Genomic DNA, 22,444 nt, shown 5'->3' with positions numbered 1-22,444 from the left:
CTTCCAATAGCCCGCTATTGGTACGTAAATTCGCCTTGCCTACAGGATGTAGGTACCTTAGCGCGAGCAGGACGCGGAAGCGGAGTTAATCCCAAAACTTTCTGGCTAGATAAGGAAATAATTTAATGTAATATTAAAAACAATGAATTAGCTCATTCCTTATCCAAACCTCAGGTTAAATAACCTAAGCTCGGGGATAGTTAATATGAATACAAAGAGGGAGTTAGCTACTCCCTCCCGAAAATTAACGCTCCCAACACCTATCTATAGCGTCTTGATTCGTTGTCCCAGTCACACCACGAACTCCAAGTTCATCGATAGTTAAAGCTGGGCACTGTTCGTCGCCTCGAACCGGCCCTGCTGCGGCTGTTGCAACGATCCTAAAGGTATCTGCAGTGACGTTTTCAAGTGTTACATTGAAATAACCATTTTCCGTTGCCGTCGCTACACCGATTGCCGCTAGATTATCGCTGTAAGCTCTGTTATCAACAAAGAACTGCTCTTGCTTATTCGCGGCGTCAAGTAACAAAGTCATTGCATCAGCCCTTGCCCCCCTTCTCACATACTCAGTGTAATTAGGGTACGCAATCGCAGAGAGAATACCGATGATCACCACCACTATCATTACTTCAATTAGGGTAAAACCTGATATTGCTTTGTCTAGGGTACTATTTCTTCTCATCACTATCTTCCCTCTTATAAATGTAAAGTTGTTTTGTTCTGATACCCGAAGTTTTATTTTTAAAGATAATAACCTTGTCATCATCTCCCACAACTGGCACTGGTTCCCCTGGTATTCCCGGCGGTACAAATGGATTGCTGCCATCAGCTATAATCCCAGGGCCTGCGATATAAGGAACTCTTTTGCCGTTTTCATCTTTGCGTACAACTAGAGTCGGCGTATCTGGTAAATCCTGTGAAGTAACATAAGTTTTTCCTGTACCATAATGTAAATGGAACATGTAAAGCTGCCCTTTACCACCAGTTAATGTGCATTGTTGGGTTGTCTGATCTGCTGGTGTAAATGAAGTAAAGTATGCCACTCCTCCAATAACAGTAGCTCCAGAGAGCGACTTTTCGCCCCCTGATAATTGATACTTCCAGCCATTAAACTTAGCCAGCTCTACTTCTAGTTCAATAAAGTCGTCAATATTATCCACAGCATTCCCAAACGGATCGCTCTTCATTTCCATTAAATCAGAAATTAATATCGGTTCTGGAATGTCATTTACAAATGACTGAGTCTTCGTATGTATGTCCCTAATCATGAAAAGGTAGTCAGTCACGCTTGAATCTGTCGGCTTCGAGCGATTACCACTACCAATAACAATGGCATCAAACGGCGTATCTCTGCGCTCTTTAATCAAATTCCCGTTATATCTAGTCTCTGTTACCTTACTATAAAATGTACGAGCAATATTTGGACGATAAAAGAAGCGTCTATCCTCATCAGCAAAGCTACTCCCCAAACGCGCCAACTCAAAATGAGTCCAAGGCTCAGTACTATCTGATGGGTTTGGACCGGGCATATCAATTCTCCAGATACTCCCTGCGGTATCCGCTAAATAAATTCTATCAATATAGCCATCGTAATCTGAGTCCGTTAACGTTGGCTCCGCAACAATACTGTGCTTACCTTTAAACGTATCTCCAGTGAGCGACCAAACAATATCAGCATTGTTTGACATGATATCAACCATGTAAATCCCTACGCCTTTATCATTATCATCGCTACGTGAAACATTGTCTTTATTGGTATTGTATCCTGCTGCAAAAACCAATACCGGTCTATCCTTTTGCTTTTCAATGAAAGTCACCACGGGCTTGGACCACGTTTGTCCCAAGTTCTTAAACTTGTTTGAATCACCGGAAATAGGCCCACCCCACAATAGTTTGGGTGAATCTGGATTGGTAATATCAAAGCCATAGTATTTATTGCCGCCGCGGCGCATTCCCACAAAGGCCCAAACCTTATCACCCGCTTCCACCTTGCGATTTTTATTCACATCGTGAAAGTACACAGTAATAGGTCCATCTAGGCCATACAATTTCGTTTCTGCTTTACGTGTTTTGACTGGATTCAGGATAGGTAATAAAGAACCTGGAATAAATGCCCAGCTTTCAGTTACGCTATTTCCTTGATCTTTAAACATATGGAGCATGCCGGCGTTGGTGCCAATGAGCACGCGAATATCGCCATTGCCATAGTCGACCGTTGCAGGCTTTGAATGTAAGGGATCGGCGAATATGTCTGGCCTTCTTTCAGATCTCAAACCGTCACCATCATCATCGTCGACGTCTTGACCTATCGCCCAGTTAAAAATACTTTGTATCTCACTTTTACTCGCACCGCTTAACTCCATTGCAGTGGCAAGTTTAGTTAAATTACCATAGGCACTTTCGGCGTTATTATAGGTGAAATCAACTAAATCACCGCCACCAAAATCAGACAGTACTTTTCTAGTAACCTGATTTTCAAGCGCATAGTTAACTCCTCCTTTTTCAATATTGTTGCCATCTTTTGATTGCGCTTGCGACCAATACGTTGTGATATTGCTATCAATCGCGCCTTTGTCATTTATCGCTTTGGTCAGTTCCTGACCTACTATCTCTGTGCCCACAAACTTAAGCTTTTTCAGGTTGCCACGCCAGCGAGTATGTGTCTCTGGTTTAAACTGAGTGTAGTAAAGTGCATCACCTGTTTGGGTTTGATCTTCAGCATTGGCGGAGACCGTTGGTGAACTAAAACTAGCACTCACATTTCTGATATTGGTAATCGTGGTTTTGAGTACATCCGACAGTTCATTTGCAGTATTGGCGTGCAGATATTGCCCCCCTCCTTCCTTAGCGGTTTCCGCAAGCAACTCTTTACCTGTATTAGACATACCGTTACCAAAACCGATCGTAAAGACTCGCGCAAAGTCATGTTCATCTGGAGTAGAAGGATATAAGTCAACTTTAACTTGAGACGTACCGCGCATTGTTTTGGCCAAAGCTGGTAAATAGTTTTTGGTAACACCAGAGCCTTCATTAATGTCGAAATAATTAGGGTAGGCGCCATACACTGAGTAATATTCATTAACGATACTTGTGTTAGAGTCAGTATCGCTGGTAGGGTCACCATCCGTCATTAAAATTAAGTTGATTGACGTATCACACCGCTCTTCTTCGCCACGCACGGGCTTAAACGCAGAAATATAGTTGCTCCCACGTTCAATCCCCTTATCCCTGTCGTTTCCGCCATTAGTGCCCCAATATACGCCGCCACCTTTAAGATAGTTATATAACTCCCAAAGTGTTTCTGACAGCGGCGTAGAACCACTTGCTGGTAATGCGTTGATCTTATCAACAATATCGCTGCGGCTACTACCAATCCCATTAAGAATATAACCCCCACTCGAAGAATAAAGTCGAGACAGGCCAAATCTAATATCATCATTATCGCTAACTAAACTGCGCATTGCATTTTGTGCTACTTTTAGGCGGCTATCCGCGCAGCCCTGAACCGCTTGATTATATTGGTTCGCTTGATAACAGTTACTGCCATTAAAACACTCTGTTTCTCGGTAGCCATAACGCGTTTCATAGTACCAGCCATTCCAAACACGATATGAATAACGCTCATAACACGCCTTACCATTTTGAGAGTCCCACGCCATACTGCCTGATGTATCAAACAGCATCAGTACTCGAGGTTGCTCACGAGTAGAAACATTATGTTTAACATAAAGCTCAATGTCTTCCGCTTGAGCGGTTTGTAATAGCGCCATTAATGCAACTATCGTGTATATTAACTTATTCATATCAGTTACTCGAAAAAGGCTGTTAATTTGAAACGCTCACAATTTCCTGACCAATTCCCATCACTATGGTGACGTTGTGACGTCCCCTATCACCATATTCCACAGTGGCTTCGACTTCCGTCATGTTGCACACAAACCCCTCTGTATAGTCATATTGACGTGGACAAAACAGCTCTAGCTCACCATTATTTAAGCTAGTCACAGTGGCTTGTAAGCCATTAGGCGTTTGTACTGTTGTGCCTTCGTCTGCTAACTGCTGTCTTGAACGCAGAAAAATATTGTTAGGACGTGATTGCTCTTGCTGAATTAATCTTTGCATTTCACCAAATAATAAGCTTTCTGCTTCTTCTCGTTCCATGACGGCATGGGTCATTTTTATATCCAACGTACTGGTACTCATCAACGTTACTGCAACCGCCATTATGGCGACTACCATGACCATCGCCATGATAAGTACTACACCGCGTTGCTTTACATTTCCCATGCTGAGCCTCCCATGTTGTACATTGATATTGTGGTTGAAAATACGGTACGTCTAATGGCATCGTTATAAGTCAACGTCCTTTTATTAGGGTCATTCCCTAATACGTAAGACCGCGACTGCACTCCAAAGTCAATATCCGGCTCCAGCACTCTTACCAGTACAAACAATTGTAGAGTTAGGATACCTCTTGTAGCGCCCCAATCAGCATCGGACATATTTGTTGTATTTCTATATCTATCCACTCGACCATCAAAATTGGTATCTAAACCAAAAACAAAACGAATTTGTTCAACGCCTTCGATCACTAATTCATCCTTCATGCCACCGTTTACATGCAGCCTTTGCCTTCTTAGAACGGGGATAGTAATAGTACGATTATTAATTACCTGCTGCTCTTCACTCACATAATATACATGGTGACTATATGGCCAAAGTGTCGCATTCACGCTTGGCATGTTGCCAACATTGCCACCTGCAATAAATTCGGCTTGCTCTTGTTGTGCAATAAAATAATACCTAGTTGATTGGATAGCACCTGCGTCTGGCACAAGACCTGTTATCTCTATAGGACTCCCTTCCAGAAACTTCACCTGTAACACTTCTGACTGTGGTCGAGCTTTGGTTATACACCCCATTGCCGTTGCATTTGTTGTGAATGTTGCCCAAATAGGCCTGAAATTAGCAGGCTCATTATTCGGAAAACTACCATTGTTTATCCCACCAGAGCAGTCACTTCCTGGGTTAGCTGGAGCGGCTTGATTATCATCCGTGAAACCTTGATCGTAAAAAGTCCCCCAAAAACCAACTTGTTCGATATCCCGCCTCATAATGGAAAGCGCTAAACGTCCTTTTTCTTGTAGCTCTCCAATACTCATGGTGTCGTTGGTCGTCGCTTTCATACCGACATAAGTAGCAATGACGCCGCCTAACAACAATACGCCGATAAACATGGCGATCATGAGTTCTAACAATGTAAAACCTCGGATTTTGTTCACGGCTGACTCCTTAACAACACAAAAGTTTCCATTACGACTGCACGCCGTCTATCGTCTTCAACACCACACCCGGCTGCTGGATTATTTTCCAATGCGGTCATTGCCTGACGCCCTCGCCAAGTGACAATAACCTGCACATTTACCCCAGATGGAGTGGCACCTGCGGTTGGATTAATACACACAATCGCGTTATCCAACGAACCTGTATTTTCCCTCGCTCTTATCGCTTGACGCCAATTAGCAATATCTGTTTTCGCAAGCGTTTCTGCATTACAGCGCTGTGTATAACACGTGGTGTTTGCCTGTACGTCTTCGGTGCTATTAAAGTCAACATCGTAAAGTGTGGTTATATTTGCCGCATCATTTGTTCTTATTCTGTGCATGATGTCACTGGCAAGCTCTACCGCAGCGGCTCGCTGCATAGAATCAAAACTTGCTTGTTTAGCTTTTGCTTGTAATGCCACAGCGCCAAGCAGTCCAAAGCTTAAAATCATAAACGCAATAAGCACTTCTAACAGTGTGAAGCCATGTTGCTTTAGCGAAATATGCATATCTCAACCAGAATTCAATTGTCCTAGCTTCAGTGTAAGCCGTCGTCTTTGAAACTCAATATGGGATAGTATGAAAGGTCTATTGAGGCGATAAACGGTTTATTCACCGCTTAACACTCAAAATAATGTTTTTAGTTGGGTGTAAGCTCTACGGCTAACTTCATAGCGATTGGGCAGCGACTTGAGACAAATATAGTGCTTTTGTTCATGTAGTTCTAAAGCAGAAATTTCTGTTCGCTTAACTAATGTACTGCGATGGATTTGAATAAAATGTGTTGGAAACTTATCTAACAGTGACTTGAGTGACATGTCAATTAATGCTTGTAGGCTAGAATTCAAGGTTACTCGCGTATATTTTTCATCCGCCTCGGCAACAATAACATCCGAAACCTGAACGTAACGCAACTCACTGCCAACGTAATAGCTTAGCGTCTCCATGCTCGGAAAGATAGTAGTCAATAAAGCATCTAGCTTATCAGTATCTAGTGGCTTCACTAGATAACCATTGGCGTGCAGCTCAAATGCTTCTAACGCATATTCCGGATGTGCCGTTAGAAACACGATTTTCATCCTCGGAAATTGCAGGCGTAATTGGCTTGCAAGCTCAATACCTGACTGACCCGGCATCGAAATATCAAGAAAAATTAGCTGCACAGGCTCCTGCTTTAGTAACGCTTCCACACTGTCAGTGCAATCAACTTCACCGATACAACGAAAGCCTACGTGCTTTTGCATTAATCGTTTAACGCGAGCTCTTGCCAACGGCTCATCATCCACAATAAGGTAAGATATTACTGTTTTCATAGCGGTAGCGAAAAACTGACGGTATAGCTATCTTGACTGGCTTCGGTTTTAAAATCAATTGGCTGATTGTAGTGTAAAGCCAAGCGGCGTCTGATGTTACTTATCCCAATGCCATGCCCTTGGTGCGTCGGCTTTAATTTTGCGTCATAGCTGTTAAAAATTACCACCGTTAAGGTGCGTTTACTACATTGAATATAAATACGAATATCCGCTCCGTTTGGATTTGGCTCTACCCCATGGCTAACCGCGTTCTCCACCAATGGCTGCAATATCAACGCAGGGATCAAAACATCTCCCAAGACATTGTCTAACTCCCACTCGACCCTCAAACGCTCTGCAAAGCGCCACTGCTCAAGTTCTAAATACGCTTTGCATAAAGATATTTCACTTTCCAGCGGAACAATATTTTGTGTGGACATCGCAGCGCGAGATAAATCGGCAAGGGCTAATGCTGACTTTTCTGCTGCATTTGGATCGATATGAGTCAATTCGGCCACGGTATTGAGTGAGTTATATAAAAAGTGCGGCCGAATTCTCGCATGTAACGCTTCAAGTTCCGCTTGAGATAGCGCTTTCACCTTACGAATATTATCGGTAAAGATAGCTAAGAAATGCGCGAAAAGCGTGATAATGCAAAGACATATTGCGATGTTACGCCATAAGCTCAATTCAATTTTTGCCTCATCAATCCAACCGAGCAATGTAAAACCATAGGGAAAAACCGTACTGGTGACAACAGTACAAAGCACGAAAACAGAAATGAGAATTCCAGCTTCAACTAAATCTGAGCGCTTCTCAACAGCGTGGCGCACAATCGCTATCACGGCAAGTGATAAAAAGGCAGTGAAATGAATAAATAAGCTAGTTAACCCAAGGGATTGCCAAAACGCAGTCGCGGAAATCAGCGTATATAAAAAGGCTAGGATTTGCGAGGCAACTAGCAATGCTAACACACCTCGCTCGCTCAATAGTGCAGACAACAACCTGATACGCGGTGTCATCGTGCTAACTCTCTTATCTGAGTTCTACAGGTACGGCAAACACGACATTTTCTTCTTGCCCAGGGTTCTCAACTACCGTTTCCCCACCAAGTTCTTTAAGTCGAGAGATAACCTGTTGAACCAACACTTCAGGTGCAGATGCGCCGGCAGTTACACCTACCTTTGCAACCCCATCGAACCAAGTTTCTTCGATGGAAGAGGCATCATCGATAAGAAATGCCTTAGTTCCCATTTTATCCGCAAGTTCTCTTAAGCGGTTAGAGTTAGAACTATTTTTCGCACCCACCACAAGCAATAACTCAACCTTGTCCGCTAAGTCGCGAACCGCATCTTGTCGGTTTTGCGTGGCATAACAGATATCATCTTTTCGAGGACCACTGATGTTCGGAAACTTGCTACGCAGTGCGTCAATTACATCCGCAGTGTCATCTACCGATAACGTCGTTTGACTGCAATAGAACACATTGTCAGCATCTTTCACTTCGAGTGCTGCTACATCTTCTGGTTTTTCAACGAGATAAATACCACCATTCGGATTGTCATACTGACCCATAGTACCCTCAACTTCAGGGTGGCCGTGGTGCCCAATCAAAATACACTCAGTACCTCTGCGGCTAGCACGCGTCACTTCCATATGCACCTTTGTCACTAACGGACAAGTCGCATCAAAGACTTTTAACTCTCGGCGCTTCGCTTCATTACGTACTTGCTGAGAAACACCATGCGCGCTGAAAATAACAATACTGTCGTCTGGCACTTCATTTAGCTCTTCAACGAATACCGCACCACGAGACTTCAGACCATCAACAACATATTTGTTATGAACAACTTCATGGCGAACGTAAATAGGCGCTTCGAAAATATCGAGTGCACGCTCAACAATGCTGATCGCTCTATCTACACCTGCACAGAATCCTCTCGGGTTTGCCAGCAAGATATCCATTAGTTATTTACCTCAAGAATTTCAACTTCAAACGTTACTTTTTGGCCTGCAAGCGGGTGATTGAAATCGACAGTTACCGAGTCGCCGGCTACTTCTCGGATCAATCCAGGTAAGTCAGTACCATCAGGTTGCGTAAATGCAATGATGCTACCTACTTGAGCGGGGGTTTCTGCGCCAAATTTGCTTCTATCAACATAATAGATGTTATCAGGATTTGGTTGTCCAAACGCGTCTTCTGGCTCTAGCTCAAAAGATTTCTCATCGCCCGCTTTTAATCCAAGCAAACACTTTTCAAAATTTTCCGTCAGGCTGCCATCACCCATAAACAACTTAGCGGGTTTATTATGAACTTTGGTAGAATCTGCTGCTGAACCGTCTGATAACTTGATTGAAAAATGGAACAAGACTTCAGACTTTGCTCCAATTAGTTGCTCACTCACGCATTTTTCTCCTGTGGTTTATCGCCACTGGTAAAGGCATCGAAAATTAATAGTGCAGCACCGCCGACAATCGCCATGTCTGCGACATTAAACGCTGGATAATGCCAGTCTTGATAATAGAAATGAAGGAAGTCAATCACATAACCATGAATAATGCGGTCGTATAAATTTCCTACAGCACCACCTAATACCAGCGCGTAGGCCAATCCCAACTTCCAATTTGATGCGGGCAATTTACGTAGCCAAAAAATCAGTAAAGTGCTAATCGCCACGGCAATGCCACTTAAAAAGTAACGCTGCCAGCCACCTGCTTCACTTAGGAAGCTAAATGCCGCACCATAGTTATGCATATAGGTGAGATTGAAAATAGGCAAAATATCAATGGACTCATAGAGTTCCATTTCAGCCATAACCAGTGCTTTGGTGAAGTAGTCTACTGCAAAAAGCAGTAGACTAAGCCACAACCACACCAGACCACTTTTCTGTGTAGTTTGTGTCACGTTTTACTCCTAGGCGAATTGACGCTGCTCGCCGTCACCTTCAACGTTACTAATACAACGGCCACAGATGTCTGCATGTTGCTCATCCGTACCTACGTCGTCGGTATAGTGCCAACAACGATCACACTTTTTAGCCGATGTTGCCGCTACACTAATGTATAAACCATCAATTTCTGATGAAATTGCATTTTCTGGCTTGCTGTTGACTACTTCTACCGTTGCTTTTGAAGTCAGTAATACGAAGCGTAATTCGTCACCAATGGCATTGAGCTGCTCAGCTAAGTCACCGCCTGTATATAGCGTTACTTCAGCCTGTAGCGTTGCACCGATCACTTCTTCTTTACGTGCATTCTCAAGCACACGGTTTACTTCATCACGTACCGCGAGTAAGTTCTGCCAGTACTCGTTATTCAACGAGCCTTCTGTCGCACCTTCAATTGCATCATACCAAGTATCCGTGAATACAAACTGGCCACGCTCACCTGGTAATACTTCCCAGATTTCTTGTGCAGTAAAGCTCATGATAGGTGCCATCCAACGTGTCATCGCTTCCGCGATATGATAAAGCGCAGATTGGCAAGAACGACGGGCATGGCTATCACTTTTCGCGGTGTACTGACGGTCTTTGATCACGTCTAAATAGAACGAGCCCAATTCACCAGTACAGAAATTCATAAGCTTTTGTGTTACTTGAAGCATTTGGTACTTGTCGTACGCTGTTTTGATCTCAGTTTGTAGCTGCGCAGCACGCGCAACAATCCAGCGATCTAGCTCAACCATATCTTCAATTGCTACTAAATCCGTTTTTGGATCAAAGCCGCTTAGGTTCGCAAGTAGGTAACGACTTGTGTTACGAATACGACGATAACGGTCAGCTGAGCGCTTAAAGATTTCATCAGACACGGTCATTTCAGCCGTATAATCAGTAGAAGCTACCCATAAACGTAAAATATCTGCACCTAGCTTGTTCATGATGTCTTGCGGCGAGATCACGTTGCCTAATGACTTAGACATCTTATGGCCTTTTTCATCGACCGTGAAGCCGTGCGTTAACACTTGCTTATATGGTGCATGGCCGTTGATAGCAACTGAAGTCATCATTGATGACATAAACCAACCACGGTGCTGATCTGAGCCTTCAAGGTAAAGATCTGCAGGACCTGTTAAATCTTCGCGTGCATCAACAACACAAGCATGTGTTACACCTGAGTCAAACCATACGTCTAGTGTATCTTGTACTTTTACGTACTGTTGAGCATCTGCTTCACTTAATAGCGCGCTAGGCTCTAAGTCGTACCACGCCTGAATACCCTTTTCTTCCACTAATTTAGCAACGGCTTCAATAAGGGCTTCCGTTTCAGGATGTAGGCTGCCAGTGTCTTTATCGACAAATAACGCGATTGGTACGCCCCAAGTACGCTGACGTGAAATACACCAGTCAGGGCGACCTTCAACCATGTTTGCGATGCGGCTTTCACCCCACTCTGGTAACCATTCTGTCTTTTTGATTTCATTCAGTGAATCAGCACGCAGGTTAGCCTGATCCATGCTGACGAACCATTGTGGCGTCGCACGGAAAATAATAGGAGTTTTGTGACGCCAGCAATGTGGATAACTATGCGTTAGCGCCTTATGGCGGAACAACACACCTTTCTCAGTTAATAACTCAATGATGCTGTCGTTTGCTTTAAATACGTGCTGACCTGCAAAAATCGGTGTATCTGGTAGATAAACACCATTTGCACCAACCGGGTTTGCAACTTCTAGACCGTAAGCCTGACCCGCTGCAAAGTCTTCTTGACCGTGACCAGGTGCTGTGTGAACGATACCAGTACCTGAGTCTGTTGTTACGTGCTCACCTAAAATAACAGGCACATCGAAATCTAAGAATGGGTGTGCAACGCGCAGATTCTCAAGTGCAGCGCCTTTCGCGTAACCTAGTACGTGGAAGTGCTTGAATCCAAAACGATCAACAGCGTCTTTGACTAATTCAGAACCAAGCACAATACGCTGCTCTTGACCTTCATCTTCAATTTGTACCAGTGCATACTCTAGCGCACCGTGTACTGCCACAGCGCGGTTTGCAGGCAATGTCCAAGGCGTTGTAGTCCAAATTGCGGTACTTACTTCACCTTTGCCTTCATGGCCTTCGGCCAAGCCAAATGCACTAATGATTGCCGCTTGATCAGCAAACACAAATTTTACGTCGATTGCTGGCGATTGTTTGTCTTGGTATTCAACTTCTGCTTCTGCAAGTGCTGAACCACAATCCGTACACCAGTGAACTGGCTTTGCACCTTTGTGCAGGTGACCATTTTTGATAATACGACCAAGCACACGAATAGCATTGGCTTCAAAATCAAAGTTCATGGTTAAGTATGGCTTATCCCAGTCACCTAACACACCAAGGCGTTTGAAATCTGTTTTTTGGCCATCAACTTGCTTTTTAGCATAGTCGCGGCACTTTTCACGGAATTCAGCAGCCGATACTTTCTTACCTGGTTTGCCTACTTTCTTTTCCACCTGTAGCTCAATTGGAAGACCATGACAGTCCCAACCAGGTACGTAAGGTGCATCAAAATCAGAAAGCGTTTTTGACTTAATAATAATATCTTTTAGGATTTTGTTTACTGAGTGACCTAGGTGAATATCACCATTTGCATACGGAGGACCGTCATGCAAAATAAATGGCTTTTTACCTTTTTTCGCAATGCGAATTTGACCGTATAGGTCTTCTTCATACCATTTTTTCAGCATCTTTGGTTCGCGTTGCGCCAAATTACCACGCATCGGAAACTCAGTTTCCGGTAGATTTAAAGTATGTTTGTAGTCGCTCATTTATCCTACTTTCCGTATCGGCTACGTTAAAGAAAAACACTGTTTTGCATTGCTAACATCACGACTGATTTGTTCTGTTAACTGCGACAATGTTTCGAATTTTTGCTCATCGCGAAGCTTTTCAATTAGCTCCACTTTCATAAACTGACCGTAGATGGTCTCATTAAAATTAAACAGATGCACCTCTAAAAGGGCTTTCGTTCCGTTTAGGGTTGGCTTAGTGCCAACATTCGCTACGCCATAATGTGTTTTGTGGTTCACAGTCGCTTTGACAGCATACACACCGCGTACAGGACTCACTTGGCGCTTTAACGCAATATTTGCAGTATGAAAACCAAGCTCTCTGCCTTTCTTCCAACCGTGAATAACACGGCCTGAAATGGCATAGGTATGGCCCAACATATCATGTGCTTGACGCAAATCACCAGCTGCAAGTGCCGTGCGGATCAACGTGCTACTTACACGACAATCTTGCTTGCGAAAACTTGCCGTGTCTTTTACTTGCATACCTAGCGGTTCGCCCACTCGTTTTAGCATTGCAAAATCACCAGCACGTTCACGGCCAAAACGAAAGTCATCGCCGACCGTGAGCGCCTTGGTTCCAAGCTTTGTCACTAGGACTTCTTTGATAAATTGCTCTGCATCTTGCGAGGCAAATTTGCGATTAAAGTTGACGCAAATGACTCGCTCTATACCAAGCTCTTGCAACAGGACTAGTTTATCACGTAATCGCGTCAGCCTAGCCGGTGCTTTATCTTTGGCAAAAAACTCCAAGGGCTGCGGCTCAAATAACATCACTGTGCTTGGAAGTTGATAGTGTTTTGCGTCGCTAATCAGCCCCATCAAAACCTCTACATGTCCAAGATGAACCCCGTCAAAGTTTCCAATCGTCAACACACAACCAAAATGATGTGGTCGAATATTATGGATCCCTCGGATTAGTTGCATAGTGCCGTGCCTTTGTGCAGCAAATATCAAAGAGCCCGATTATACCCAAGTTGCTTAAAAATGCGAATCAAGCATCTCGGATTGTGCTCAATCTTACCCCTAGTATAAATAGTAAACTAAAATAGCTCACCATCGCAGTTACTAATAATCCGCAAAGTAATAGCACCTGCTCCATCAGTCCCCACTCTAGCCATTCAAAGCGTGCGCCGAGAAAGTATACACATACAGCCATCACGACCGCTGCAACAAAGCATTTGGCAGTAAAACCAAGAGAAAATGCGCTTAGCTGATACACACCTTGATGTGACAGCTGACGATAAAGTAAAAACGCATTACAAGACGCTGATAATGAAGTTGCCAATGCAAGGCCTAGATAACCAATAAAAGGCGCTAAGATGAGATTGAAAACCATATTGAGTGCCATAGTAATAATACCAATTCGAACAGGCGTTTTAGTATCTTGTCTAGCGTAAAAGCCCGGTGCCAGTACTTTAATCAACATAAAGCTTAATAAGCCAACGGAATATGCGGCTACCCCTAAGCTTACCTTGTTTATATTGTCTGCATTTTGAGAAACAAACTCACCATGGCCAAATAATACTGAAATGATAAGTGGGCTTGTCACCATCAGCCCTAGCATCGCAGGTAATCCCAAGAAGATGACAAAACGGACACCCCAATCTAGTGTTTTCTGAAAGTCTTCACTTTTTTCTCCTGCGTGTAATTTAGAAAGTGCAGGCAGTATCACGGTCGCAATACCGATACCAAATAGGCCGAGTGGAAATTCAATTAATCTGTCTGAATAATAAAGCCAAGCAATCGATCCCGTCACGAGAAAAGAGGCAATGACGGTGTCCAACAGTAAGTTAATTTGGCTAACAGAAACACCAAATAATGCAGGGATCATTAATGTTCTGACTTTGGTTATTTCAGGGCTTCGCCATGCAAATTGAGGGCGACTCAAGACTTTTAAGCGCAACAAAAATGGGATCTGGAATAATAGTTGAACAATTCCACCAATAAATACACCGAGTGCTAGAGCGTACGCACCTTGTGCAAATTTATCATGGAGAAAAATAGCGCAGCTAATAATCGACACGTTGAGTAAAACTGGCGTAAAGGCCGCTGCGGCAAAGCGATTATAAACATTCAGTACCGCACCGCTAAGTGCAACTAATGAAACAAAAAATAAGTAAGGAAAGGTAAGCTTTAATAGTGCGCTTGCAAGCACAAATTTTTCGGCATCTGCACCACCTTGCCACCAGTCGAGAAACCAGCTTGTGCCAAATAAAGCGGCGATCACAGGCGAGCCTATCACCCCTAAAATAGTAACAATAAGCAATACGGTCCCGAGTGTCCCAGCGGCTTGTGCAACGAATAATCTGACTCTATCGTCTCCATGCTTTTCTTTAATTTCTGAAAGTACAGGAACAAACGCCTGAGCAAACGCGCCTTCTGCAAATAACCTACGTAAAAAATTAGGGATCCGGTTGGCGAATAAAAAGACATCGGCGGCCAATCCTGCGCCCAATAGGTTTGCCACGACGGCATCTCGAACTAGCCCCAGAACCCGCGAAATCATAGTCATGGCACTGACAATCATACCCGATTTAAATAACCCTTTTGCCACCTTAACTCCTAAATTCAGTGAATCGCGGCAGATTATGCCACAGTCGTTGTGCATTTAGCACTAGGCGTGCCCTGTCAGCTTTGATACAATACGCGCCATTAACCTTGGTAGGCCTGTTTCACCTTGTGAAATTTGACTGTTTACTTTGGTTCAGACCTGAGATTTTCAAGGCACTTTGTGAAGCTGCGCTTTACAATTTATTAGTGCAACTTGGGATATTACGGGTTTACTTGCCTGCTATAAAAGTAAAAATGTCGCATAGCAATGTTTTGATTTGTACAGGTTAAGAATTGAGAATAGCCCAAGTCGAGTCTTGGGTGTTGAACATTAGGCCGCGCTTGTTAATTTATATTGACTTTTGCGATTAAAACAGGCATATTCCTCGGCCTTTAAATTAAGCTTATTTTAAGATTGTTAGGAGCAAACCTTGGCTAACATCAAGTCTGCAAAAAAACGCGCTATCACTAGCGAAAAGCGTCGTAAGCACAACGCAAGCCGTCGTTCAATGATGCGTACATACTTCAAAAAAGTAATCGCTGCAATTGAAGCTGGTGATAAAGAAGCTGCAACTCAAGCATTCGCTGTTGCTGCACCTATCCTAGACCGTTACGCAACTAAAGGTCTAATCCACAAAAACAAAGCTGCTCGTCATAAGAGCCGTTTAGTTGCTAAGATCAAAGCACTTTAATTTGTTGCTGGATTGAAAAAAACCGACATTATGTCGGTTTTTTTATGTCTGTAATTTATATACTTTGGTATCAAAAGATAAAATCAGTGCCGTTTTAAACCAATTCTAAATTTGGGTAAAACTTCTTCAGCATAGCCGCTATTTTCTTTGGCGAAAATGGCTTAACAACAAAACCTTTAGCACCGCGCTCAATAGCATCTTTAACATTGTCTACCGTTGAGTGTGCCGACACCATAACGACATTAATATTCGGGTTTATTTCATTTAGGGTTGCAATTAACTCTTTACCATCACCATCGGGCAGCTCAATATCTAAAAAGACAATATCAAAATGTTGCTCTTCACATGACTTTACACACTGCGTTGCAGTGGAGGCTTCTCTTACATGATCAATGCCTAAGTGCATTAAGGTTTGATGTAAAAAGCTGCGAACTGTCCCTACATCATCGACGATTAAAATAGAGATATTTTGATCCATAGTCCTTTCCCGTAGGCTGTAGTGTAAAAATAAGCTATTATACTTAGCATAGAAGCATTATAGAGACCTGCAACTAAAAGGCTACTTAAAGCATGGCAAAACCATCAAAAAAACAATCGCTTTTAGGTCAAGTACAGTCCAACCAAAAAAAACGCACTAGTACAACAAAAAACCGTCGACCATCGCCACAACAAATTGCAGCGATGAAGGCTCAGCAAACCGCACAAGCACAGCAAGCACAAACTGCTACAGATAATGATAGACCTAAGGGAAAAAGTAAGTGGATAGCACTTGCAGTCATTGGAATACTATTTGTTGTCTTGCCAAAACCACAACTGATTACTTATGAGAAATTAGGCCTTGTGGCTAGTAGTGTATATTGGTCTGGTCTTCCTGGTATTGATCCTGTGCTATTTGACTCAAATTTACATCCAAAGCCGGCGCTTGAGCGCAATACACTATACCTATGCCACGATTTGAAAAACCCAGACACCTGCCAAAAGTACCAAATAATCAAGCAAGAAGGCTTTATAGCGGCCATGATGGAGTTAATAAGCGGTTAGAACTTCACTAAAAATGCCTCATTATTGAGGCATTTTACTTTGTTAGGCAGATTAGTTAATTACAGCCACGCCAGCTACATGCTGAAGTACAAATTTTAGTACAGTTATCTGTAATCGGATCCTTTACCACACCTGTTCCACCTCCAATGTGAGGCGTTTGTGCTTTTGGAATTTGCTTATCAGTCGATAGGTTTTTTAATTTTGCAACTTTAAGTGATAATTTTTTCACAATAATATCCTTTTACGTTTCCCTTAGCCAACCTAAGGCCCCATTAAAGTAACAGAACAAACAAAAAGTTAAAACCCTTAGTTAACCATTAAAAATAATCTAGAGCTACACAATATCACCGTGAATCAACGAACTTCGGCTCTGTCGTAGTATAATTAATGAAAAGCGCGAGCCTTAATTGTCATCGCTGCTAGTAACTCACTTCTATCGATTAACCTACCAGCAATAACATGTACCACTTCCCCTTCCTTCTCTACTATGCCTTTTATTTCTAATAGCTGAGCACCCATATAGGCTTGCTTTTGTGCTCGAGCAGTACCAGACCACACAATTACATTGATGTTGCCTGTTTCGTCTTCCAAAGTAAAAAAGGTCACGCCTTTTGCGGTACCTGGGGCTTGCTTTCCTGTTACCAGCCCTATCACTGTTACTAACGATTTATGCGGTCGATAAAGCAGTTCATTAGCCTTAACCGTTCGGACTATAAGCTTTGCTTGCTCAAGTTGCTTGATTGGGTGAGTGCGTAAAGAGACCTTAGTGCTATTATAATCTTCCTGTAAGTTTTCGAACTCTGTGGCGCTAAAGTGACTATATTGCGACTCTTTCTCTTCAATATCACTGAATAGTGGCAAGGTTTTACTGTGATCTGCAAGCGACCACCTAGCAGCATAACGGCTATCCACAAAGTGATGTAAAGCATCTGCGGAAATCAACTTTTCAATAGTACTGTTGGTAATACCAGCTTGTTGTAACTGCACGATTTTACCAAACCCCTCTTGAGGTCTGCATTGTAATAATTGCAGTGCTTCTTCTTCACTTAACCCTTTTATAAGCCGAAGTCCTAAACGGATCGCAAACGTTGCTTGTCTTGGCTCTTGTACGACTTGATGTTCGTAATCGGACTGGTTAACACAGATAGGTAAAATGCTAACCTTATGCCTTGATGCATCTTGCAACAGCTGTGAAGCCGAATAAAACCCCATTGGTAAACTATTAAGTAGAGCGGTATAAAACATTGCGGGGTAGTAGTATTTCAACCACGCAGAGGCATAAGCCAGCACAGCAAAAGAAGCTGAGTGGCTTTCAGGAAAGCCATATTCACCAAAACCGCAGATCTGCTCAAAAATCCGCTCAGCAAATTGTGCTTCATAGCCCCGAGCCAGCATACCTCGAATAAGCTTTTCTCTAAACTGCATCAGCTCTCCGGTTTTCTTCCATGATGCCATGGCTCGGCGTAGGCTATCTGCTTCTCCTCCAGTGAACCCAGCTGCAACCATAGCCAGTTTTATTACTTGTTCTTGGAAAATGGGAACCCCCATGGTCCTCTCTAATACCGATTTAACCGCTTCGGATGGATAAGTCACTTGCTCTTCACCATCCCGTCGCTTTAAAAATGGATGCACCATATCCCCTTGAATAGGGCCGGGACGTACAATTGCTATTTGGATCACTAAGTCGTAGTAATTCGCGGGTTTCAGCCTTGGCAACATACTCATTTGTGCGCGAGACTCTACTTGAAACACGCCAACACTATCCCCTTTTTGCAACATCTTATAGACCAAAGGGTCGTCTTGCATACGAGTCAATTGGGCAAGATCCAGGTTTCGCTTCGTATGCGCTGCAATATAACCAAAGCACTTACGGATAGCGCTTAGCATACCCAAGGCCAAGATATCGACTTTGAGTAACTTAAGGGTTTCAAGGTCATCTTTATCCCATTGAATAATTGTGCGCTCTGGCATAGCTGCATTTTCTACGGGCACTAATTCATGTAATGGACTTTCTGAGATAACAAAACCACCAACATGCTGCGATAAATGCCTTGGAAACCCCATAATGTCATTAACCAACTGAATAAAGTGCTGACCTTTTAATGAGTTTGGCTCTAACCCTAGCTCCACTAATTGGGCCTGCCAGTTAAGTCCTTTATCACGGCGGTTGAGATGCTTAATAAAGTACTCTATTTGCGCCATTTCAATGCCCAAGGCTTTGCCAACATCACGCATGGCACTTTTTAAACGATACGTGATCACCGTTGCTGCTAATGCTGCGCGTTTACGGCCATATTTCTTGTAGATATATTGGATCACCTCTTCACGACGTTGGTGTTCAAAATCTACATCTATATCGGGTGGCTCATTACGCTCTTTACTAATAAAACGCTCGAACAATACACCCACTTGCCGAGGGTCAACCGCGGTTATCTCTAAGCAATAGCAGACCACAGAGTTAGCGGCTGAGCCTCGTCCTTGGTATAAGATTTGATGCTGTTTTGCATACATCACAATGTCATGAATAGTGATAAAGAAAAACGGATAATCAAGCGCTTCAATAAGCGCTAGCTCTTTATCAATAATGGCTTCTATATCTGGCGGCACGCCATCAGAAAAGCGAACTTGCTTACCCTTTTCGACCAACGCACGTAAATAAGCCATTGGAGTAAAGCCTTTAGGCACTAACTCCTGAGGATATTGATAATGCAATAAGTCTAAATTAAATACACATCGCTTCGCGATATTGGCACTTTCTTCAAGAAAGGTAGGTGAAAACAACTTAGTAAGCTTAGAGATAGATCTAAGTGCTGACTCGCTATTGCTAATCATTTTCTCAGGGATCTCGCTTATCACACGATTCTGTCGAATGGCTGTCAGTGTGTGCTGTAGCGCAAGCCTAGATGAACAGTGCATAAGCACTCCACCAACAGCGCAAATAGGTATTTGGTACGCTTTTGACAGTTTTACACAATGGGTAAAGTAATGTACATCTTCTGCACTCAAGTTACGTCGATAGCCAATCCATATTCTATTTTGGTGGTATTTACACAGCCATTGCAATGATTGAACATCTTGACTGTTCCCCTTTGGCAACCACAACAATAAGACATGCTTAAGCGACATAATATCCCACTCACTAAGCTGATATTGTCCCTTCTCCGTTCGCTGGCGAGCATTACTAATCACTCGACATAACTCTGTATAAGCGAGCTGGCAAGGACAAAGAGCAACCAATTCAATATTGTTGTACTTCAGCAAACTCCCAACTATGAGTTTTATCTTGAGCTTATGATCACGAATATAAGCATGAGCACGGACAATGCCAGCCAAAGAGCATTCGTCAGTAATGGCTATTGCGCTATAACCTAAAAAATCTGCTTGTTTGACCAACTCTTCTGGTCGCGATGCGCCAGTCAAAAATGAAAAATTGCTCTGGCAAAAAAGCTCGGCATAAGACATCAGCTAAATACTCCATGAATATACCAATGGTTATTTTGCTCTCGAAATACCCATAACCGCTGCGCTTGTTCATTTTGTACAATAAAATAGTCTCGCTGGACCGGCTCACCGTCCCACCACCCTGAAGCGATACGCTCTGGACCAGAAATAATATTGACTTTTTCACATAAAGGCTGTGGCTTCGGAAATAGAATGGTAGGTCTTAATTTACTCTTGAGTGTCGTGAAATGTGGCTCGTGGCTATAAGTGCTGGCCTTTTCAGGACGAGGATCGCCTGTAAGTTGTAGATATTGCACAGCCTGCTCACCGAGCTTAGCACATAGAATAGCCCGCAGTCCTTGCGCAGACATCGCACTTTGCTGCGTTGAGAAGAGATCTTTTATTGTGACATGCTGTGTTTCTAAAGCATCAGCTTTGAGTGAAACACTTTGTACGGGTGCATCTAAGGTTATGGATTCTAGCTTGAGGTTTAACAGGCGCTGCCAATTTTCTGCCTTATATTCAGGCTCCGCGCTGTTTAATGTGATCTCTAAAGCCTCTTTATCTCGAAGTGCTAAGGTAAAATAAAGCGTTCGAGTTACTAAGTTACGTTGCTGTAGGAATAACGCTAAACGCGATAGCAAATGCTCGATTGGCTTTTCTAACCAAGCCATCACTTCGACTTCGTAAAGTAAAGGTGCAGTAAGTTCAAAGGTTTCCGCAGGTTGGTAATAGTTAAGAGTTTCCTTTAGTTTTCCAAACAAGCAGCCTACATAATGTACGAGTTCAGTATCAAAACGTTTAGCCAGCTCACTGAGTGCAAACTGCTCTAACTGCGCCACCTTTTTAACTCCGGTGCGAGCAAGCAGCTCAACCACCCGACTGTCTAGACTTGTACGTGTTAGTCCTATTTTCCTCAGGTAATGACGCTTTTGGCAAGGCGTTAGTACAAGCACATTGCAACGCTCTCGCGCCAAGAGCTTAGCCATTATTGTGGACTCACCCATGCCGTAATAATAACTCTTGCCAAGCTGCGCTAATTGTCCAGATATTACTTGCCAGTAACTTGGCAAATCATGATAGAGCGAAAGCATAGAATCGACTTTAAGCACAAGACCATTAGGTTCATCGATTACAATATCTGCACTCACTTGATAAAGCATATTGGCAATTTCTAATAGCTGTTGTCTTTCTAGAAGGTCGTCGTAGGGCAAAACATGAAGCTGTGTACACAATGCACAAGCAGTCCCAAGGCCCATTCCTATTTTTATACCTCGCTGCTGCGCTGCATCATTTAGCTGCACTATCTGGTTTTTGCGGCCATCAATAATAATAACGGGTGTAACAAAATCACCGGAAACCGTTTGCTTTGTCATTCCCTCTAATTGCAGCATAGGAAAATAGAGATATAACCACATAACTAGCTCGTTAAGCGCCGCTCATAGCCTGAAAACGCAACTATATTATCGCTAACATGAGGTAGATTCGGCTTTTCAAGCTCTGGCCAATAGTGGGGATTCTCTAGTTTAAGACTGCGATGTGCAAAGTGCCCCTTGTGCTTCTTTACTATCACATCCAAGCCGCTGTGCTGTGCTTGTAAAACCACTGAAAGTGTAAATGGTAAAGTCTGGGCGTACTGCGCTTGGTACAAAGCAAATAACCTACAACCTCCCGCCTGTGCACCTAACTGCAAACGCTTTACAGCAGCAATAGAAAGCGCTTCGTGCCAAAGTACAAGTGCACTACACGCACCACTTTTTACACATTGTTCCGCAGCCCACAGTGCTTCTTTTTCACTTGGTGGCTGCAATATCATAAATTCACTCAGGTCTAACGATAAATAATGCAATGCCGCGGCATGTATTTGCCCTGGAGGATTAATTAATACCTTCAAACGGTTATCATCCACAAAATGGGGCAATATCAACCTTAATTCTCCTATTCCCATTGCAGTTTTCACACCAATCACACCTTGTTGCGGCCAACCACCGCACAGTAAATCGTCAAGTGCAGCAAAGCGAGTACTGACGACATCATGCTGCACGGCCTGTCCACGTCCACGCCAAAGCAGGTTTTTACGTTCAAGAAGATCTATATAATTCGCCATACATCACCAAATACTGTTTATATATACAGTATATTTAAATAAAGGCAGATCGCAAGTAGATCGCTAGAAAAGAGGCGAGTTAAAAATAACCATAATTTGCGCTTTAAGTTAATCGTGTTTTGCTTAGGAGAAATAAGATCTACAACTAGGGCCTGTTGATCTTTCAAGTTTTTTTTGCAGCAGTTTGATTGGTATTTATACAAGGCAGAGCCTGCGTAGCATAGTCATTC

The 22,444-nt window shown here is 43.1% G+C and carries 20 protein-coding genes; 2 read left to right on the top strand and 18 right to left on the bottom strand.

Annotated features, from left to right (window positions below):
• Positions 1-244: 244 nt before the first annotated feature.
• The 13 genes from BB427_RS23190 to murJ form a co-directional block, all read right to left on the bottom strand.
• Positions 245-682: a type IV pilin protein gene (locus BB427_RS23190; protein WP_045990208.1), complete on the bottom strand. Its 438-nt coding sequence runs from the start codon at positions 680-682 to the stop codon at positions 245-247.
• Entirely contained in the window at positions 669-3,803 is a 3,135-nt protein-coding gene (locus tag BB427_RS23185; RefSeq protein WP_069023551.1) for a pilus assembly protein, read from the bottom strand. The genes BB427_RS23190 and BB427_RS23185 overlap by 14 nt, the downstream gene beginning before the upstream one ends.
• Before the next feature lie 22 nt (positions 3,804-3,825).
• On the bottom strand, positions 3,826-4,287 hold the full coding sequence (locus BB427_RS23180; RefSeq protein WP_045990206.1) for a type IV fimbrial biogenesis protein PilX: 462 nt from the start codon (positions 4,285-4,287) through the stop codon (positions 3,826-3,828).
• Positions 4,275-5,282 (bottom strand): PilW family protein, encoded by a 1,008-nt coding sequence (locus BB427_RS23175; RefSeq protein WP_045990205.1) that lies wholly within the window; start codon positions 5,280-5,282, stop codon positions 4,275-4,277. The genes BB427_RS23180 and BB427_RS23175 overlap by 13 nt, the downstream gene beginning before the upstream one ends.
• Complete coding sequence (gene pilV, locus BB427_RS23170; RefSeq protein WP_045990204.1) at positions 5,279-5,833, bottom strand: type IV pilus modification protein PilV; 555 nt, start codon at positions 5,831-5,833, stop codon at positions 5,279-5,281. Before pilV ends, BB427_RS23175 begins: the two co-directional genes overlap by 4 nt.
• A gap of 117 nt (positions 5,834-5,950) precedes the next feature.
• Positions 5,951-6,637: a LytR/AlgR family response regulator transcription factor gene (locus BB427_RS23165; RefSeq protein ID WP_069023549.1), complete on the bottom strand. Its 687-nt coding sequence runs from the start codon at positions 6,635-6,637 to the stop codon at positions 5,951-5,953.
• Positions 6,634-7,638 carry a sensor histidine kinase gene (locus BB427_RS23160; RefSeq protein ID WP_069023547.1) on the bottom strand — a complete coding sequence of 335 codons (1,005 nt, stop codon included), beginning with the start codon at positions 7,636-7,638 and terminating at the stop codon, positions 6,634-6,636. Before BB427_RS23160 ends, BB427_RS23165 begins: the two co-directional genes overlap by 4 nt.
• A gap of 13 nt (positions 7,639-7,651) precedes the next feature.
• Positions 7,652-8,581 carry a 4-hydroxy-3-methylbut-2-enyl diphosphate reductase gene (gene ispH / locus BB427_RS23155; protein ID WP_010370996.1) on the bottom strand — a complete coding sequence of 310 codons (930 nt, stop codon included), beginning with the start codon at positions 8,579-8,581 and terminating at the stop codon, positions 7,652-7,654.
• On the bottom strand, positions 8,581-9,021 hold the full coding sequence (gene fkpB / locus BB427_RS23150) for an FKBP-type peptidyl-prolyl cis-trans isomerase (protein ID WP_010370993.1): 441 nt from the start codon (positions 9,019-9,021) through the stop codon (positions 8,581-8,583). The genes ispH and fkpB overlap by 1 nt, the downstream gene beginning before the upstream one ends.
• Complete coding sequence (lspA, locus tag BB427_RS23145; protein ID WP_010370991.1) at positions 9,018-9,521, bottom strand: signal peptidase II; 504 nt, start codon at positions 9,519-9,521, stop codon at positions 9,018-9,020. Before lspA ends, fkpB begins: the two co-directional genes overlap by 4 nt.
• Before the next feature lie 9 nt (positions 9,522-9,530).
• A complete protein-coding gene (gene ileS / locus BB427_RS23140; RefSeq protein WP_069023545.1) occupies positions 9,531-12,359 on the bottom strand; it encodes an isoleucine--tRNA ligase in 2,829 nt (942 codons plus the stop codon).
• A 21-nt stretch (positions 12,360-12,380) separates the two neighbouring features.
• Complete coding sequence (gene ribF / locus BB427_RS23135) at positions 12,381-13,307, bottom strand: bifunctional riboflavin kinase/FAD synthetase (RefSeq protein ID WP_069023544.1); 927 nt, start codon at positions 13,305-13,307, stop codon at positions 12,381-12,383.
• A 67-nt stretch (positions 13,308-13,374) separates the two neighbouring features.
• Positions 13,375-14,937: a murein biosynthesis integral membrane protein MurJ gene (gene murJ / locus BB427_RS23130; RefSeq protein ID WP_083229927.1), complete on the bottom strand. Its 1,563-nt coding sequence runs from the start codon at positions 14,935-14,937 to the stop codon at positions 13,375-13,377.
• Positions 14,938-15,364: 427 nt separating this feature from the next.
• Between murJ and rpsT the strand changes: the two genes are divergently transcribed.
• A complete protein-coding gene (gene rpsT, locus BB427_RS23125) occupies positions 15,365-15,625 on the top strand; it encodes a 30S ribosomal protein S20 (RefSeq protein WP_010370978.1) in 261 nt (86 codons plus the stop codon).
• 94 nt (positions 15,626-15,719) lie between these two features.
• Here the strand turns inward: rpsT and BB427_RS23120 are convergent, their stop codons facing one another.
• Positions 15,720-16,103, bottom strand: coding sequence for a response regulator (locus BB427_RS23120; RefSeq protein ID WP_069023542.1), 384 nt, complete (start codon positions 16,101-16,103; stop codon positions 15,720-15,722).
• A 92-nt stretch (positions 16,104-16,195) separates the two neighbouring features.
• On the opposite strand from BB427_RS23120, the gene BB427_RS23115 reads away from it, so the two are divergent.
• Positions 16,196-16,666, top strand: coding sequence for a hypothetical protein (locus BB427_RS23115; RefSeq protein WP_069023540.1), 471 nt, complete (start codon positions 16,196-16,198; stop codon positions 16,664-16,666).
• Between the two features lie 55 nt (positions 16,667-16,721).
• On the opposite strand, the gene BB427_RS24575 is transcribed toward BB427_RS23115, so the two are convergent.
• The 4 genes from BB427_RS24575 to imuA all read right to left on the bottom strand — a co-directional run bounded on the left by BB427_RS24575 (position 16,722) and on the right by imuA (position 22,214).
• Positions 16,722-16,895, bottom strand: a complete 174-nt coding sequence (locus BB427_RS24575; RefSeq protein ID WP_175401314.1) for a hypothetical protein — start codon at positions 16,893-16,895, stop codon at positions 16,722-16,724.
• Positions 16,896-17,050: 155 nt separating this feature from the next.
• Positions 17,051-20,128, bottom strand: a complete 3,078-nt coding sequence (locus BB427_RS23110; RefSeq protein ID WP_069023538.1) for an error-prone DNA polymerase — start codon at positions 20,126-20,128, stop codon at positions 17,051-17,053.
• Positions 20,128-21,525 carry a Y-family DNA polymerase gene (locus BB427_RS23105; RefSeq protein WP_069023536.1) on the bottom strand — a complete coding sequence of 466 codons (1,398 nt, stop codon included), beginning with the start codon at positions 21,523-21,525 and terminating at the stop codon, positions 20,128-20,130. Before BB427_RS23105 ends, BB427_RS23110 begins: the two co-directional genes overlap by 1 nt.
• A 2-nt stretch (positions 21,526-21,527) precedes the next feature.
• Positions 21,528-22,214: a translesion DNA synthesis-associated protein ImuA gene (gene imuA, locus BB427_RS23100; RefSeq protein ID WP_045990196.1), complete on the bottom strand. Its 687-nt coding sequence runs from the start codon at positions 22,212-22,214 to the stop codon at positions 21,528-21,530.
• Positions 22,215-22,444: the final 230 nt, after the last annotated feature.

The organism is Pseudoalteromonas sp. BMB (assembly GCF_001709235.1).
Classification (GTDB): Bacteria; Pseudomonadota; Gammaproteobacteria; order Enterobacterales; family Alteromonadaceae; genus Pseudoalteromonas; species Pseudoalteromonas maricaloris.
This window is presented reverse-complemented; position numbering and strand designations above follow the sequence as displayed.